Source organism: Micromonospora sp. IBHARD003 (assembly GCF_056106285.1).
Genome location: NZ_JBWBBX010000001.1, coordinates 4,459,580 through 4,474,525 on the forward strand (window position 1 = coordinate 4,459,580; position 14,946 = coordinate 4,474,525).

Sequence of the window (14,946 nt, forward strand, 5' to 3'; positions counted from 1 at the left end):
ACGCACCCGTGTGCGGAACTCACAGCTCCTTGCCGAGGTACACGTCCGCGTGCCCCCCCGGCATGCCCTCGATGCGGTGGATCTCCGCATAGCCGAGCCGCTCGTAGAACGGCGGCGCCTGAAAGGTGTACGAGGACAGGTACATCCGGGTGCAGCCCCGCGCACGGGCCTCCTCCTCGGCGGCGTGCAGCAGCTTGCTGCCCCAGCCGCCGTGCCGGTGGCCGGCGTCGACCCAGAGCATGTCGACGAAGCCGCACTCGCCCCAGGTCCAGCCGGTCAGACCGCCGATCAGCTCACCGTCGTCCCCCGTGGCGCGCACCGAGAACTCACTGGTGTCCGCGCCGCTCGCGCGTGCGTTGAAGTCGGTGAGCTCCTCGTCGAGGCGCTCGCAGAGTGCGTCGTCCTCTCCACCCACATACACGTTCATCCACCGAAGGTACTGCCGTGGTGACCCGTCGACGTAAGGAATTCGTCACCGGCCGAAACCTCCGCCGCGGCCCCCGGCCGGGCTTCAATGGGAGCCATGAAGATGTCTGTGCTGAAGAAGCCGGTGGTCAGGGTCGTTCTGGCGGCGGTCGCCGTGGTTCTGGCCTTCGGGGCGTACTGGCTCGAGCCGTGGAAGCTGTTCGTCGACCAGACCGTGCGGGAGGCGCTTCCGCAGACCGTGCCCTCGGCCCCGAAGGGCTCGTCGCCCGCCGACCCGGCATCGCCGGCCGGTATCAAAGAGCTCGCCACGGGCACCTTCATCAGCCATGAGCACGCCACCGAGGGCAAGGTCAGGATCGTCGAGCTCCCCGACGGCAGCCGGGTGCTCCGGCTCGAGGGCCTCGACACCAGCAACGGGCCCGACCTGCGCGTCTGGCTGACCGACGCACCGGTCAAGGAGGGCGTGGCCGGCTGGCGCGTCTTCGATGACGGCGCCCATGTCAGCCTCGGCAAGCTCAAGGGCAACAAGGGCGACCAGAACTACACGCTGCCCGCCGACGTCGATCTGTCGAAGTACTCGAGCGTCAGCATCTGGTGCGACCGTTTCGACGTCTCCTTCGGTGCCGCGAAGCTGTCGCGCTGAGGCTCCGCTCACCGCAGGGGCGCCTCCGGCCTGCGCCCCTGCGGCTCCCGCAGGCCGCGTAGCCTGGGAGGACGATGAACACGTTCACCACGTCATGGGGCGACCTCGGGCTCACCCGCTTCCCCGAGGACCCCCGTGACCAGCTCCGCGCCTGGGACGCCTCCGACGAGTACCTGCTGCGTCACCTCGCGGACCTCACGGCCCCCGGCGAGCACCCGGCGTCCGGCGGCGACGCCGCCCATGCCGCCCACGAGCCTCACGGGAAGGTGGCCCTCGCCGGCACCGTCGTCGCCCTGGGCGACCGCTGGGGCGCCCTGACCACCGCGCTCGCCGCGCACCGGCCGGTGCAGATCACCGACTCGTATCTGACCCAGCAGGCGACCCGCGCCAATCTCGCCCGCAACCGCACCGCCGCCGAGGCCGCCGCCGTACGGCTGCTGTCGACGCAGGACGCGCCCCCGGACCGGATCGACGTGCTGCTCGTGCGCGTGCCCAAGAGCCTCGCCCTGCTCGAGGACCAGCTGCAGCGCCTCGCGCCGCGTCTGCACGCGGACACCCTCGTCGTCGGCGCGGGCATGGTCACCGAGATCCACACCTCCACGCTGAAACTGTTCGAGCGGCTCGTCGGCCCGACCAGGACCTCGCTCGCGGTGAGGAAAGCACGGCTGATCTTCTGCACCCCCGACCCGGCGCTGCTGGCCGCCGGCCCCGGCGAGGCCTGGCCGCGGGGCTATGCGCTGCCCGCGGACATCGGCGTGATGTCCGGCCGCCCCGTGACCAACCACGCGGGCATCTTCTGCGCCGAGCGTCTCGACATCGGCACCCGTTTCTTCCTGCAGCACCTCCCCGGCCGCCGCGGCCCGGTCCGGGTCGTCGACCTGGGCTGCGGCAACGGCGTCGTCGGTACGGCGACGGCGGTGGCCAACCCCGAGGCCGAGGTGGTCTTCACGGACGAGTCGTTCCAGGCCGTGGCCTCCGCCGAAGCCACCTTCCGGGCCAACACCGGCCCGGACGCCAAGGCCGAGTTCCTCGTGGGTGACGGGCTCTCGGACATGGAGCGCGCGTCGGTGGACCTCGTCCTGAACAATCCGCCGTTCCACACCCACCGCGCCCTGACCGACAGCACCTCCCGGCGCATGTTCACCGGCGCCAGGGCGGCACTGCGCCCCGGCGGTGAACTGTGGGTGGTCGGCAACCGCCATCTCGGCTACCACGTCAGTCTGCGCCGCATCTTCGGCAACTGCGAGACCGTCGCGGGCAATCCCAAGTTCGTGGTCCTGCGCGCGGTGAAGCGGCGCTGACCCGACCCGGGACGGTCCCGGCGCCGCCCCGGCTCACCCGATAGGTAGACCGTGAGCCCCTGTGCCTCGCGCGCCCCGCGCTTTTGCTCCGTGCAATGCGGCAGTACGGGATATTGGGTACATGACGGAGCACAAGGGCCGTTGGGAACGGCAGAAGCTGATTCCGGCAAGCCGGAGGGAACCGGGCGAGCGGCCCGAGGAGCCCATCTACGCGTCATTGCTGGCCCAGTGGTCAGCCCAGGGCAGGACCGTCCCCGGCGTCCCCGACCGTGAATGGACCGCTGTCGTCTCGCGGTCCTGCTGGCCGCGCTGGTAGTGCGGGCCATTCGGGTGAATACGGGAAACCAAAACCCGAATGCCGAGTTGAACCGACGCGCGGACAAGCTTGTGAGCCCGTAAAGCGGAGCTCCTGACGGGGGCTTCTGTGAGGGTCGGTGAGCAAGCCAGGAGAGAATCCGGCGTCATTGAGCAAAGCGGAAGTGAATGGGGGAACCTCCCGGGCAGGGCTTTGGCGGGGCAGACGTGTGGAATTGAAGGGTCCGGGGTTTCCTCGTCGGTATCCGCTCGTTGGTAGTGCGTCGATGGCATTGCCACGGCATCCACACGATCCAAGGACAAGGAATCCCCATGAAGTACAGAAAGACCGCGGCGTTCTTCGCAGGCACCGTGCTGGCGATGGGAATGGCCACCCCGGCCCTCGCGGACTCCGGCGCCCTGGGCGCGGCGACCGGCTCTCCGGGTGTGCTGTCCGGAAACGTCGTCCAGCTGCCCCTGCACGTGCCGCTGAACGTGTGCGGCAACTCCGTGGGCCTCGTCGGCCTGCTGAACCCGGCCATGGGCAACGCCTGCGTGAACGGCTGACGAAAGTGCTCGTCAAGCGACCCTGAAGGGTCGTGATCCGCCGGTCCCGGGACATGCCCGCCGGGCATGTCCCGGGACCGGCCCTCGAACCAAGAGCGGGAAAGACAACGAGATGCGACAGGTCATCAGCAAGGGAATCCTGACGGCCGCGGCGGCCACCAGCGTTCTGTCTCTGAGCAGTGCGTACGCCAACGCCTCCCAGGCCGACGGGGAGGCCTCGGGTTCCGCCGGGGTGCTGTCGGGCAACACGGTCCAGGCACCCGTGGACGTTCCGGTCAATGTGTGCGGCAACTCGGTGGACGCCGTGGGGGCGCTCAACCCGGCGTTCGGCAATGCCTGCGCCAACGCCTCGGCGCAGGGCGTGTCCGGGTCCGAGGCCTCGGGCGACACCGTGGGCTCCCCTGGCGTGCTGTCCGGCAACAACGTCAAGGCACCGGTGCACGCCCCCCTCAACGTCTGCGGCAACACCGTCGACGTCATCGGTCTGCTGAACCCGGCGTCCGCCGACGCCTGCGCGAACGGCGGGACGCAGGTCACCGAGGTGCCCCCGGTCGAGACCACCACACCCACGACGCCGCTGACGCCGGTGAGCGAGGTGCTTCCGGAGATCGGGGCCCCCATCGACTCCCCTGTCATGAGCGAGGTCGCGGCGGCCGTCCACTCCCCGCAGCTCGCCGAGACCGGCTTCGGCGCCGGCTCGCTCGCCACGGGTGCCGCGGCGGCCGCCCTGCTGCTGGGCGGCGGTGTGCTGTACCGGCGCGGCACGGCCGGCGCCCGCCGCTGAGCCCGGCCCCTGCCGAACCGTCCGCGCCGAACGGGTTTTCCGGCCGGGAGAGTCGCCCTTCGACTCTCCCGGCCGGTGTGCTGAGGGGCGGCACACCCCGCTCGGCACGGGCGGTTCGGTACGGGCGGCCTGTCCGCCCGACGACTCGCCGGACAGCAACGCTCACCCGTCGCCGCCCTGCTCGTCCCCACCGGGCCGTACGCCCGCCAGATCGCGATAGACGTCCGCCACGGCGTCCGCCGTGGTCCGTGCGTCGTGGCTGGACAGGACGTGCAGATGCCCCTGCCGTCCCAGGGTGGCCCGCAGTGGCGCGTTGAGCAGCAGATCCGTGACGGCCGTGGCCAGTGCGTACGGGTCCTGAGGCGGCGTCAGACAGAACAGCGCGTGTCCCGGCGGCAGGCTCTCGCGGGTACCGCCGACATCGGTGACGACCACAGCCCGGCCGCAGGCCATCGCCTCCAGAGGCGTCAGCGCCATCCCCTCCCAACGGGACGGCATGACGACCAGATCGGCGGCGCGGTACCAGGGCGCCGGGTCCCGCACGGCGCCCGCGAAACGCACGGACGCGGGCGCCGACATCCGCAGCCACTCGGCTTCGGGGCCTTCGCCGACCAGGACCAGACAGGCGTTGGGGAGCCGGCGCAGGATCTGCTGCCAGGCCGTGAGCAGCATGTCCTGGCCCTTCTGCCGGCACAGCCGGCCCACGCACACCACCAGCGGCGCCGACTCGGGCAGATCGGCGACGAGTGGCGGCAGGAGCCGTGGCCGCTCGTCGGGGGCGGGCCGGAAGTGCTCCGTGTCCACACCGTTGGGGATGACGGTCCAGCGGGCATGGACACCGGCCCGCTCACCGCTGCGCTGCTCCGCCTCGCTGACGCACACCACGCGGTCCGTCCAGCGGGCCCCGTACCGTTCCCAGCGCCGGGCCAGCCGGGCGGTGACACCGCCGACCTCCTCGAACGACCAGGCGTGCGGCTGGAACACCGTCGGGACACGACCCCGTACGGCGAGCCGTGCCGCCAGTCCCGCCTTCGCGCTGTGGGCGTGCACGATACGCGGGCGCAGCAGCGCCACCAGCCGGGCGAGCCGGCCGACCTCGGGCAGCAGCAGCGGGCCTGAGCCGCTGCCCGCCCGCCAGCGGTGGACGTCGGCACCCAGCCGGCGTGCGTCCCGGGCGAGGACGCCTCCGTCAGGACAGGCCACGGCCACCCGCAGACCGGTGCGGATCTGATCGGTCACCAGGTCCGCGACGACCCTGGCCGCCCCTCCGTCGACGGGCTGCACGACATGGAGCACGGCCGGACGGTGAGCCGGCGGAAGGGGTTGCGTCAGCACGCGCGGATCTCCGCTCCGATCGTTTGCGGATGAGCGGTCCGGGACGGCTGCCGCCGAACGGCCTGAATTCGGCCCGGAAGGCAGGATCCGGGAACCACGGAGAACGCGGAGAACACGGGGGACGCGGAGAACACCGTGCGATCGGTTCGCCGTATTCGTGTCCGAATCGGTGCCGGGCACCGCATGGGATTCTAACGTCTTTCTGCCGTTGAATCGTGCACGCCGTCGTGCGGCGATTAATCCATTTGGTTCCCATCCGTATCCGGCGGCAGTTGGCGTCGTTGAGCGAATTGCCCTCATCGGTTACCGAAAGGAAAAAATGATGAAGCGAATCGCCACCTCGGTCCTGCTCGCCGGCACCGGAGCCGCCCTCGTCATGGGTGGTGCCGGTATCGCCTCCGCCGACAGCGGTGCGACCGGTGTCGCCGAGGGTTCCCCCGGTGTGCTGTCGGGCAACGCCGTGCAGGCCCCGGTGCACGTCCCCGTCGGTGTCTGCGGCAACACCGTCGATGTCATCGGTGTGCTGAACCCGACGTCCGGCGTCGTCTGCCAGAACGCCTGACGCTGTCTCAGCGGCCCCGGCGGCGCACCGCTGCCGGGCGCTGACATTCGTATCGACAGACCGGTTTTCACCCTCATGGCCGCACAACCTGGCGGCCGCCGCTTCCGTTGAAGCATTTGGCCGGGCAGTCACGCTCGGCCACTGAAACACATGACCAAGGAGTGCTTCTCCATGTCGCGTACCGCGAAGGCCTTTGTCCTTTCCACCGTTGCTGCCGCCGCTGTTGCGGGTTCCGCCGGTATCGCCACCGCCGACAGCGGTGCGCAGGGTGCCGCCGCCGGTTCGCCCGGCGTTCTCTCGGGCAACGTGGCCCAGGTCCCGGTCCACGTCCCGGTCGGCGCCTGTGGCAACACCGTGAGCGTCATCGGCCTGCTGAACCCGGCGATGGGCAACGCCTGCGTGAACGGCTGATCGCCTTTCACGGAGTTTCTCTGGGGCCGCTCTTCCCGTCATGCAGTCACGGCGGGAAGGGCGGCCGTTTCGTTCCCCCGGATCGTCACGCCGGAACTGCGCACGGTCGCACGGGAGACGCCCGCGGCAGAACGGTGCGGGTGTGATCCGCCGGGGATGGGGCCGGAAACGAGAATTCCCCGGTTCCGGAGTTTCCCCCGCGCCGGGGGATCGTTACACAGCACGGAGCAGCACGACAGGCATACGGGCGGCCACGAGCATCCGCAATATGCCTGAACCGCACGACACTTGCGCCGCGACACGCGTGGCCGAAGGAGAGATTCACTGATGAAGTCCATGAAGGTTGCTGCGATCGTCGCCGGTTCCCTGGTGGCCGCGGGGGCCGCCGCGCCGGCCTTCGCGGTCGAGTACCCCCCGCCGACCACCCTCGGCGGCGGCATCAACACCGTCACGACCCAGTCCAAGTCGGCTGCGGAGCCGCTGACGGGCGAGGCGCTGGACTCGGAGAAGAAGGGCTCGCTGCTCAACGAGGTCAAGGGCACGACGACCGAGCTGAACCAGGCCAAGCAGGCCGCGCCGAGCAAGCTCATCGGCGGGCTTCCCGTCAGCTCCTGAGCCGTCCCGGCCCGGTAGCACCGGGACCGGACGGAGCCCGGCGGCAGCCGGCCCGGCGCGCCGAGCGCTCGTGATCCGGTCCCGGCCTGCCGCCCGTCGATTGCGTCGCCCCCTTCGCGGAGCTCGTCGCCCGCCTGAGCGAACCTCCTGGCCGCCGCCGTGTCACCACCGTGTCGCCGCCGTCCGCACGGACGGTGGGACTCCTTCGGAGTAATCGGCGCGGGAGGCTCCCCCGCGCAGGTGGCGGACTGCCCGAAGAATCCCTATAAGTCGCTAAGGTCCGATCGTGACCTCAACCTTCGGCGCCGTAAGCGCCCTCTGCCCCGCCCAGTTGGGCACGCTCGTCGTCATCGCCTGGAAGGGCGAGCACCCCGATGACGTGCGCGACATGCCGTTTCTGCTGGCGTACTCCCTCGGAGACGGCGAGGGCGGTCCCGAGGCGGTGACGGCCGCCGCCCGGCAGCTCCTCGACGAGGTGGGTCTGCCGGTCGGCAGCGAGTACGTCGATGTGGTGCAGGACGCGGCGCCGCCGATCACGCTGGCCGTCGAGGCCGGTCAGGCGGTGCTGACGATGCCTCATCTCCACGCCCGGTGTGCCGTCCCGCCGGAGTGGCTGGTCGCGGTGCGCGAGCGGGAGCATGTGTACTTCCTCTTCGCCACCCAGCCCTGGCCCCAGGCTGCTCCCGGGGTGCCGGTCACCGAGGGGGAGCTGCGGAACTTCGTGGGGGACGAGGCGGTGCTGTCGACGGCGGCGCACTGTCTGCTGCCGGTGCGTCAGCTCCACGGCTGAGGGCCGGCGGGCCGAGCCACGAAGGCCGGTCCTGCCCGCGCACGTCAAAGGGCCCGGCGGCGGGGTATGACCGCCTGCCGGGCCGGGATTACGCCGTACGGATCACAGAGGTCGGGTTTCGCTCGCCGAGCAGATGGCCGCACCGTGTGCGACCGCCCGGGTGGTCCCGGCGAGCCTGAGTGGTATTCCGCCTGAGGGGGCGGCCGGAGCCGCCGGGTGGCGAAGCGTCAGCTTCATGATCGAACTCCTCGATACAAGGGGCAGGGACACTCGCGACGCTAGTCGGAATCTGACGATCCGTCGCGTCGAGCGAGCCCGCGATTACTGCGTGCGCGCATCGGCCCAGGTGGGCGGAGCCTGCGGAAACGCTCCCCGTGCCCGCCGGTCCGCGGACGAGAGAGCAGGGACTTCAGACATGGACACACACGTACGCACGCACGCCCGTATCCCGCGGCCCGCGCATGCGCCGGACGACGCTCCGTCAGATTCCGCCGGTGGTGGCCCCGGCCTCGCCTGGCTGCTGATCGTGACGGGTGCGGCGGGACTGCTGGCTTCGTGGGTCATCACGATCGACAAGTTCAGGCTGCTCGAGGACCCGGGCTTCACCCCGGGCTGCAGCCTCAACCCCGTGGTGTCCTGCGGCAGCGTCATGCAGAGCGACCAGGCGGCGGCCTTCGGCTTCCCCAACCCGATGCTGGGTCTCGCGACCTACGCCGTCGTGGTCGGCGTCGGCGCGGGGCTTCTGGCCGGCGCCCGCTACCGCCGCTGGTTCTGGCTGGGCCTCAACGCCGGTGCCCTGTTCGGTGTGGCGTTCTGCAGCTGGCTCCAGTTCCAGTCGCTGTACCGCATCGGAGCGCTGTGCCTGTGGTGCTCGCTGGCCTGGGTCGCCACCATCGTGCTGTTCTGCGCCGTGACCCGGCACACCGTCGGTCACCGGATGCTCCCGGCGCCGGCGGGTGTGCGGACCGTCCTGCGCGAGTTCGGCTGGATGCCCCCGGTGCTGTGGACGGGGGTCATCGGGATGCTGGTCCTGACCCGCTGGTGGACGTTCTGGACGGGCTGACCCCGAGTCAGTCCACGGGAAGGCCTGCGACGGTACCGCGAGCGCGGCACCGCCGAGGTGGCGGGCGATGCTGGGGTCCGTGGCGATCCGGGCCGGGTCGCGCGGAGTTGGAGGGAGTCCGGGGGCGGGTGCCCGGGGGAGGGGCGGCCGCCGGCTCCCTCGCCGACCCGGTCCTGCTTCTTCGCCCCGGCGGTGTCCAGTGCTGTGGCGGGCCGTGCGCGGTCGGTGACCGCGGGCGGGTGTGAGCGGGCCGGGGCGGGCAGCGGTCCTGCCGCGGTCCCCAGGGCGTTGACATAGGTGGCAGGTGCACGCACACTCGTGACGCGTTCGGGGATGAACGCCGGTTCACCTGCGAACGAGCCGAAGGCGACGGCCGGGCACGAGCGCCCGGGGCAGCCGGGGCCGGAGGAGGACGGGCCGCCGTAGGGGCTGTCCCAGGGGTTCCGTACGGTCGGTTCGCGACAGAAGCCGCGCCCGCGCACCGCGGACGTGGCCACGAAGGAGCTGACATGACCGATCGCCTGCGCGACGTGTACATCGTCGATGCCGTCCGCACGCCCATCGGCAAGTACGGCGGTGCACTCTCCGGCGTCCGCCCCGACGACCTGGCCGCCGGGGTCCTCGGCGCCCTCGTCTCCCGTACGCCCGAGCTCGACCCGGCCCGTATCGACGACGTCTACTTCGGCGACGCCAACGGCGCCGGCGAGGACAACCGCGATGTGGCGCGGATGGCCGTGCTGCTCGCGGGCCTGCCGGTCTCCGTCCCCGGCACGACCGTGAACCGGCTCTGCGGCTCCGGGATGGAGGCCGTCATCCAGGCGGCCCGCGCCATCGCCGTCGGTGACGCCTCGATCGCCGTCGCGGGCGGAGTCGAGTCGATGAGCCGCGCGCCCTGGGTGGTGCAGAAGCCGGAGCGCGGCTTCCCCACGGGGCACCAGCAGATGTACTCGACGACCCTGGGCTGGCGGATGACCAATCCCCGGATGCCCGAGGAGTGGACCGTCGGCCTCGGCGAGGGCGCCGAGCTGCTCGCCGAGCGCCACGGCATCGGACGCGAGGAGCAGGACGCCTTCGCCCTCGCCAGCCACCGCAACGCGGCCCGGGCCTGGTCGCAGGGCCTGTACGACGGCGAGGTCGTACCCGTCGACGGTGTGGAGCTCACCCGCGACGAGTGCATCCGCGACAGCACGTCCACGGAGGCGCTGGCCAAGCTGAAGCCCGTCTTCCGCAAGGACGGGACGGTGACCGCGGGCAACTCGTCACCGCTCAACGACGGAGCCGCCGCACTGCTGCTGGTCGACGAGGACGGGCTGCGCGCCACGGGCCGGGAGCCGCTCGCCCGGATCGGCGCGTCCGCCGTCACCGGCATCGAGCCGCAGTACTTCGGGGCGGGCCCGGTCGAAGCCGTCCGCCGTGCACTGAAGAAGGCCGGCCGGGAGTTCGGCGATCTGCGGACGGTCGAGCTCAACGAGGCCTTCGCCGCACAGGCGCTGGCCTGTCTGCGGCAGTGGCAGGGCCTGGACCCGGAGATCGTCAACCCGCGCGGCGGTGCCATCGCCATCGGCCATCCGCTGGGTGCCTCCGGTGCCCGGCTCACGGGCGCGGTCGCCCACCAGCTCGCCGCCGCGGGATCCGGCACCGGCCTCGCCACCCTGTGCATCGGTGTCGGACAGGGGCTGGCGCTCGTCCTGGAACGGTGACGCGGGCCGTACGAGAACGGCAGCGGGCCGTGCGAAGCGGCGCGGAAGACCTCAGGGCTCCCGCGGGGTCAGATGGCCGGTGAACCAGTCCTCGGCGAGTGAGGCGACCTCGTCCAATGTGCCCGGCTCCTCGAAGAGGTGTGTCGCGCCGGGGACGATCTCCAGACGTGACTCGCAGCGCAGGGCGGCCTGCGCCTGCCGGTTGAGCTCGATGACCGTGGTGTCCCGGCCGCCGACGATCAGCAGCGTCGGCGCCCGGACCCCCGGCAGCCGGGAACCGGCGAGGTCGGGGCGGCCGCCGCGGGACACCACCGCGCCGACGTCCGTGCCCGCGGTCGCCGCTGCCCACAGGGCCGCCGCGGCCCCGGTGGACGCCCCGAAGTAGCCGATCGGCACCGGAGTGCGGGTGCGCAGCCAGTGGGTGGCGCCCTCCAGCCTGCGCGCGAGGATCTCGATGTCGAAGACGTTTCCGCGGTCGGCCGCCTCGGGTTCGCTGAGCAGATCGAAGAGCAGGGTGCCGAGGCCGGCCCGGTTCAGCGTGGTCGCCACGGAGCGGTTGCGGGGGCTGTGGCGGCTGCTGCCCGAGCCGTGCGCGAACATCACGGCCGCCGCGGCACCGTCCGGCAGTGTCAGCTCGCCGGCCAGCATGACACCGCCCGCGTCGACCTCTACCTCTTCCGACTTCACCGTGTCCGGCGGCGTGGTCTGTGCCGCCTGCTCCAGCAGCGCGACCACCTCCTCGTCGGGCGTCTGGGAGAAGTCCTGGTACCACTCGCCGACGGCGGAGAAGGCGCGTGGCGTCGACAGGCACACCACCTCGTCGGCCTCCGTGCGCAGCCAGGCCACCGCGTCCGGCGGCGCCACCGGTGCGGCCAGCACCACCCGGGCCGCGCCCTGGGCCCGTACGACCTCGCAGGCCGCCGCGGCCGTGGCCCCGGTGGCGACGCCGTCGTCCACGACGATCACGGTCCGCCCCGCGATGTCGATGCGTTTGCGGTCGGCTCTGAACCGCCGTGCCTGACGGGCGAGTTCGGCCTCCTCCGCGTGCTCGACCGACTCGACGTCCTTACGGGACACATGGCCGCGGCGCACGATGTCGTCACTGATCACGCGGACCCCGCCCTCGCCGATCGCTCCGAACCCGAGCTCACGGTGGTACGGCACGCCCAGCTTCCGGACGACGATCACATCCAGCGGCGCCCCCAGCGCCCGCGCGACCTGGAAGGCCACGGGTACCCCGCCGCGTGGGAGCCCGAGCACGACGGGATCCGCTCCCCGAAGGTGTTTCAGCGCGTCGGCGAGGCGTTGTCCGGCGTCGGCGCGATCGGTGAACAGCACGATGGCTCACCCCCAGACAGGGGCTCTCCTTCGAACCAACCCCATGGCGGGCCGCGCCGCAACTCGGGAAGCGGCCCGGGCCGGTCTCCTCAGTCCGGGGCGTCCCGGGCGTCCCGGGCGTCCGGGGCGATGCAGAGCACGTCGATCCGCTGGACCGCGTTGTTGCCGAAGCCGCCCCGGTTCCAGGCCTGGCCGAGCGGCTGGGTGCGGCCCTCGGCGTCGGTGGCGCGGGCGCTGAGGACATGGCTGCCGGGGGTCGCCGTCCAGGTGGTGCGCCAGTGGCGCCAGGCCCGGGGGTGGTCTGCGTCCGGCGCGGCGAGCTCGGCGTCGTGCCAGGTCAGGGTGGAGTCGGTGCTGACTTCGACCCGGGTGACGGGCGCGTGACCGGACCAGGCGCGGCCTTCCAGCTCCACCGGTCCGGGGCGCACCGCGCGGACCCGGGACATGAAGTCCGGGAAACCGGGAGGGATCATCAGGGCGCGAGGGGCGATGCGGGTCACCGGCTCGCCCGGGTCGTCGGGGGACTGCTTGTAGCGGTAGGCGACCATCTGCTGGAAGCCGGTGAACGCGGTGGCGGTGAGGTGGATGTCCCGTAGCCATTTCACGTGCGCCATGCCGTACCAGCCGGGGACGACGAGGCGTACCGGGTACCCGTGCTGGGGTGGCAGGGGAGCGCCGTTCATGGCGTACGCGACCAGCACCTCGGGGTCGCGACCCATGGCCGTCGCCAGCGGCAGACTGCGCTGGTAGTCCTGTTCGACGCCGCGCTCGACGCCATGGTCGGCTCCGGTGAACACGGCCTCGACGGCAGCCGGATCCACCCCCGCATCGGCGAGCAGCAGACGTAGCGGCACCCCGGTCCACTCCGCCGTGCCGACCGCCTCGACCAGCCAGGGCTGGCTGACCGGGCGCGGGTCGAGCCGGGCCCGGCCGTTGCCAGCGCACTCCATGGTGACGCGGTGGGTCACCGGCTCGTACGCCCGGAGAGCGGCCGTGTCCAGGGTCAGCGGGGTGCGTACCAGGCCGCTTACGGTGAGCTGCCAGCCGTCGCCGTCGGCGGCGGGGATGTCGTAGTGGACCAGTACGTAGTGCAGCCCGGGCGGTGTGAGGTCGTGGCGCAGCGCCTCCAGCGGCAGCCCGTGGTTGCGGGCAGCCAGGGCCAGTTCCTCCGCGCTGATGCCCTCGCCGGGTGCGGCAAGCCGCCCGGATGCGCTGATCGACCCCAGGCCGGTGTCGTCCATGCCTTCATGGTGCGCCCGGAGGCCCGTCCGCGCCGCCGCTCAGCGGTGCTCGGGGTTCGGGTAGTCGAACCGGCAGCCCGCGTCCCACTCCGAGCGCTGGTTGCCGTGCGCGGGGATTCCGCCCGCCTGCTTGAGCAGGGCGGCGAGGTGCATCAGGTTCCAGGTCATGAAGGTGGTGTTGCGGTTGGTGAAGTCGTTCTCGGGCCCACCTGAGCCGGGGTCGAGATACGAGGGCCCGGGTCCCGCCTCCCCGATCCAGCCCGCGTCCGCCTGCGGCGGAATGGTGTAGCCGAGATGCTGGAGGCTGTAGAGGACGTTCATCGCGCAGTGCTTGACCCCGTCCTCGTTTCCTGTGATCAGACAGCCGCCGACTCGTCCGTAGTACGCGTACTGTCCGCGGTCGTTGACCAGCGAGGAGCACGCGTAGAGCCGCTCGATGACCTGCTTCATGACGGAGCTGTTGTCCCCGAGCCAGATCGGTCCGGCGAGCACCAGGATGTCCGCGGCCATCACCCGCTCGTACAGGGCCGGCCACTCGTCGGTGGCCCAGCCGTGCTCGGTCATGTCCGGCCACACGCCGGTGGCGATGTCGTGGTCGACGGCCCGCACGAGCTCGGTGGCGACTCCGTTCGACTCCATCACGGCCCGGCTCTTGTCGACCAGGCCTTCGGTGTTGCTGATGCCGGGGGAACGCTTGAGAGTGCAGTTGACGTACATCGCACGGAGGCCGTCGTACGAGGGCATGGGCATGGGCATGGACACCTCACGATGAGCTGGGGATTCCCGACGCTACCGGCGCCCCTGCCGGTGCTCGCCGAAGCTCTCCGAAGCCCGCTGCCGCCACCCGCCGAACGGAGCATCGTGCCCGCACGGCCCGCTCTCTACGGGCCGATGCGGATCAGCGCCAGCGTGATGTTGTCGGGCCCGCCGGCTGCGATCGCCGCCTTCCAGAGCTCGAACGCGGCCCTGCCGTCGTCGTGGACCCTCAGCAACTCGCCCAGGTCGTCGTCCGGCACCGGGTCGGTCAGCCCGTCCGTGCAGATCAGATAGCGATCACCGGCGGACACCGGGAACGCCGACACATGGGCGGTCACGGGGCTGTAGGCGAATGAGCCGCCCAGTGTCTGGGTCACGGCCGACGTGGTGCGCCGGCCCGGAGCGGGTGGTGGGCTGTCGTCCACGCTCACCTGGTGGAGGTCGTCGTCGGCCACCTCGTACACCTTGCTGTCGCCGACGTTGAACGTCAGCAGCGAGTCCGCCAGGACGACCGCTCCCGCGACGGTGGTTCCCATCGCGACCAGATCCGGGTCCCCGTCGGCGGCGGCGTACAGCGAGTCATTGCACACGTCCAGGGCGTCACGGACGTCTTCCTCGCCCGCGAGGGACGGGCCGAGCGCGGCCAGATGACGTACGACCAGCGCGCTCGCCACCTCCCCTGCGGGCTGACCGCCGAGTCCGTCGGCGACGGCGACGACCAGCGGTGTGCCGAGGGGGAACAGCAGGGTCTGGGGGTTCTCCGTGACCGTCGCGCACAGCGTCCACGGTCCGGCGACCAGGCTGTCCTCGTTGTGCTCCCGGATCAGACCGACGTCACTCAGGGCGGTCACCGCTATGTACGGCACCGGTATCCCCGCCTCTCCCTGAAAGGGCTGGCGCGTCCTCGTCACCATTGTCACGCGCGGGGCGGCGATCACGCGCCCCGTCGACCGTCACGCGTCCCGTAGGCCGACGATTCGCGGCGGCGTTGCCCGGCCGCGCTCGCTCTCGTTCAAAGAGTGAACGGACAACTTCCCCAGCAGCACGGGGAGTTGGCTCTTTCCGCATTGTGGTGTGAAGTCTTGACGGCACCGGTCCAGACCAGTTGACTCACGCCCGG

The 14,946-nt window shown here is 71.4% G+C and carries 17 protein-coding genes and 1 pseudogene; 11 read left to right on the top strand and 7 right to left on the bottom strand.

The genetic code is table 11. The annotated features are described in order from the left end of the window. Window positions 1–19: 19 nt before the first annotated feature. Complete coding sequence (locus tag ACTWOL_RS19870; RefSeq protein ID WP_474298099.1) at window positions 20–427, bottom strand: GNAT family N-acetyltransferase; 408 nt, start codon at window positions 425–427, stop codon at window positions 20–22. 96 nt (window positions 428–523) lie between these two features. On the opposite strand from ACTWOL_RS19870, the gene ACTWOL_RS19875 reads away from it, so the two are divergent. The 5 genes from ACTWOL_RS19875 to ACTWOL_RS19895 all read left to right on the top strand — a co-directional run bounded on the left by ACTWOL_RS19875 (window position 524) and on the right by ACTWOL_RS19895 (window position 4,015). Next, a complete protein-coding gene (locus tag ACTWOL_RS19875; protein ID WP_474298100.1) occupies window positions 524–1,069 on the top strand; it encodes a DM13 domain-containing protein in 546 nt (181 codons plus the stop codon). Window positions 1,070–1,143: 74 nt separating this feature from the next. Next, window positions 1,144–2,370, top strand: coding sequence for a methyltransferase (locus tag ACTWOL_RS19880; RefSeq protein WP_474298101.1), 1,227 nt, complete (start codon window positions 1,144–1,146; stop codon window positions 2,368–2,370). 121 nt (window positions 2,371–2,491) lie between these two features. Beyond that, window positions 2,492–2,686: a hypothetical protein gene (locus tag ACTWOL_RS19885; RefSeq protein ID WP_474298102.1), complete on the top strand. Its 195-nt coding sequence runs from the start codon at window positions 2,492–2,494 to the stop codon at window positions 2,684–2,686. 311 nt (window positions 2,687–2,997) lie between these two features. Then, a complete protein-coding gene (locus ACTWOL_RS19890) occupies window positions 2,998–3,231 on the top strand; it encodes a chaplin (RefSeq protein WP_474298103.1) in 234 nt (77 codons plus the stop codon). A 112-nt stretch (window positions 3,232–3,343) separates the two neighbouring features. Then, window positions 3,344–4,015 (top strand): chaplin, encoded by a 672-nt coding sequence (locus tag ACTWOL_RS19895; protein ID WP_474298104.1) that lies wholly within the window; start codon window positions 3,344–3,346, stop codon window positions 4,013–4,015. A gap of 162 nt (window positions 4,016–4,177) precedes the next feature. Here ACTWOL_RS19895 and ACTWOL_RS19900 read toward each other — a convergent pair whose 3' ends face one another. Continuing rightward, entirely contained in the window at window positions 4,178–5,311 is a 1,134-nt protein-coding gene (locus ACTWOL_RS19900) for a glycosyltransferase family 4 protein (protein ID WP_474298105.1), read from the bottom strand. 361 nt (window positions 5,312–5,672) lie between these two features. On the opposite strand from ACTWOL_RS19900, the gene ACTWOL_RS19905 reads away from it, so the two are divergent. The 6 genes from ACTWOL_RS19905 to ACTWOL_RS19930 all read left to right on the top strand — a co-directional run bounded on the left by ACTWOL_RS19905 (window position 5,673) and on the right by ACTWOL_RS19930 (window position 10,491). Continuing rightward, the gene (locus ACTWOL_RS19905) at window positions 5,673–5,912 is read left to right on the top strand and encodes a chaplin (protein WP_474298106.1); all 240 of its coding nucleotides are present in this window, start codon (window positions 5,673–5,675) and stop codon (window positions 5,910–5,912) included. 171 nt (window positions 5,913–6,083) lie between these two features. Beyond that, window positions 6,084–6,323 carry a chaplin gene (locus ACTWOL_RS19910; protein WP_474298107.1) on the top strand — a complete coding sequence of 80 codons (240 nt, stop codon included), beginning with the start codon at window positions 6,084–6,086 and terminating at the stop codon, window positions 6,321–6,323. A 327-nt stretch (window positions 6,324–6,650) separates the two neighbouring features. Beyond that, on the top strand, window positions 6,651–6,938 hold the full coding sequence (locus ACTWOL_RS19915) for a hypothetical protein (RefSeq protein WP_474298108.1): 288 nt from the start codon (window positions 6,651–6,653) through the stop codon (window positions 6,936–6,938). A gap of 286 nt (window positions 6,939–7,224) precedes the next feature. Beyond that, on the top strand, window positions 7,225–7,728 hold the full coding sequence (locus ACTWOL_RS19920) for a DUF5949 family protein (protein ID WP_474298110.1): 504 nt from the start codon (window positions 7,225–7,227) through the stop codon (window positions 7,726–7,728). Between the two features lie 415 nt (window positions 7,729–8,143). Beyond that, window positions 8,144–8,791, top strand: a complete 648-nt coding sequence (locus ACTWOL_RS19925) for a vitamin K epoxide reductase family protein (protein ID WP_474298111.1) — start codon at window positions 8,144–8,146, stop codon at window positions 8,789–8,791. A 509-nt stretch (window positions 8,792–9,300) separates the two neighbouring features. Further along, on the top strand, window positions 9,301–10,491 hold the full coding sequence (locus tag ACTWOL_RS19930) for a thiolase family protein (RefSeq protein ID WP_474298112.1): 1,191 nt from the start codon (window positions 9,301–9,303) through the stop codon (window positions 10,489–10,491). 51 nt (window positions 10,492–10,542) lie between these two features. Here ACTWOL_RS19930 and ACTWOL_RS19935 read toward each other — a convergent pair whose 3' ends face one another. From ACTWOL_RS19935 to ACTWOL_RS19955, 5 genes and pseudogenes are all read right to left on the bottom strand, one after another. After that, entirely contained in the window at window positions 10,543–11,139 is a 597-nt protein-coding gene (locus ACTWOL_RS19935) for a dienelactone hydrolase family protein (protein ID WP_474301205.1), read from the bottom strand. Between the two features lie 180 nt (window positions 11,140–11,319). Next, window positions 11,320–11,829, bottom strand: a pseudogene (locus ACTWOL_RS19940) (phosphoribosyltransferase); the annotation flags it as partial. Window positions 11,830–11,918: 89 nt separating this feature from the next. Next, window positions 11,919–13,070: a sulfite oxidase gene (locus ACTWOL_RS19945; RefSeq protein ID WP_474298113.1), complete on the bottom strand. Its 1,152-nt coding sequence runs from the start codon at window positions 13,068–13,070 to the stop codon at window positions 11,919–11,921. 39 nt (window positions 13,071–13,109) lie between these two features. Next, a complete protein-coding gene (locus ACTWOL_RS19950; RefSeq protein ID WP_474298114.1) occupies window positions 13,110–13,820 on the bottom strand; it encodes a flavodoxin family protein in 711 nt (236 codons plus the stop codon). A 131-nt stretch (window positions 13,821–13,951) separates the two neighbouring features. Further along, window positions 13,952–14,692: a PP2C family protein-serine/threonine phosphatase gene (locus ACTWOL_RS19955; protein ID WP_474298115.1), complete on the bottom strand. Its 741-nt coding sequence runs from the start codon at window positions 14,690–14,692 to the stop codon at window positions 13,952–13,954. Window positions 14,693–14,946: the final 254 nt, after the last annotated feature.

What these genes read in the sequence shown, in the direction of transcription:
- ACTWOL_RS19870 (WP_474298099.1), bottom strand. Translation starts at nt 427, where the DNA reads ATGAACGTGTATGTGGGTGGAGAGGACGACGCACTCTGCGAGCGCCTC.
- ACTWOL_RS19875 (WP_474298100.1), top strand. Translation starts at nt 524, where the DNA reads ATGAAGATGTCTGTGCTGAAGAAGCCGGTGGTCAGGGTCGTTCTGGCG.
- ACTWOL_RS19880 (WP_474298101.1), top strand. Translation starts at nt 1,144, where the DNA reads ATGAACACGTTCACCACGTCATGGGGCGACCTCGGGCTCACCCGCTTC.
- ACTWOL_RS19885 (WP_474298102.1), top strand. Translation starts at nt 2,492, where the DNA reads ATGACGGAGCACAAGGGCCGTTGGGAACGGCAGAAGCTGATTCCGGCA.
- ACTWOL_RS19890 (WP_474298103.1), top strand. Translation starts at nt 2,998, where the DNA reads ATGAAGTACAGAAAGACCGCGGCGTTCTTCGCAGGCACCGTGCTGGCG.
- ACTWOL_RS19895 (WP_474298104.1), top strand. Translation starts at nt 3,344, where the DNA reads ATGCGACAGGTCATCAGCAAGGGAATCCTGACGGCCGCGGCGGCCACC.
- ACTWOL_RS19905 (WP_474298106.1), top strand. Translation starts at nt 5,673, where the DNA reads ATGAAGCGAATCGCCACCTCGGTCCTGCTCGCCGGCACCGGAGCCGCC.
- ACTWOL_RS19910 (WP_474298107.1), top strand. Translation starts at nt 6,084, where the DNA reads ATGTCGCGTACCGCGAAGGCCTTTGTCCTTTCCACCGTTGCTGCCGCC.
- ACTWOL_RS19915 (WP_474298108.1), top strand. Translation starts at nt 6,651, where the DNA reads ATGAAGTCCATGAAGGTTGCTGCGATCGTCGCCGGTTCCCTGGTGGCC.
- ACTWOL_RS19925 (WP_474298111.1), top strand. Translation starts at nt 8,144, where the DNA reads ATGGACACACACGTACGCACGCACGCCCGTATCCCGCGGCCCGCGCAT.
- ACTWOL_RS19930 (WP_474298112.1), top strand. Translation starts at nt 9,301, where the DNA reads ATGACCGATCGCCTGCGCGACGTGTACATCGTCGATGCCGTCCGCACG.
- ACTWOL_RS19935 (WP_474301205.1), bottom strand. Translation starts at nt 11,139, where the DNA reads ATGCTGGCCGGCGAGCTGACACTGCCGGACGGTGCCGCGGCGGCCGTG.
- ACTWOL_RS19945 (WP_474298113.1), bottom strand. Translation starts at nt 13,070, where the DNA reads ATGGACGACACCGGCCTGGGGTCGATCAGCGCATCCGGGCGGCTTGCC.
- ACTWOL_RS19950 (WP_474298114.1), bottom strand. Translation starts at nt 13,820, where the DNA reads ATGCCCATGCCCTCGTACGACGGCCTCCGTGCGATGTACGTCAACTGC.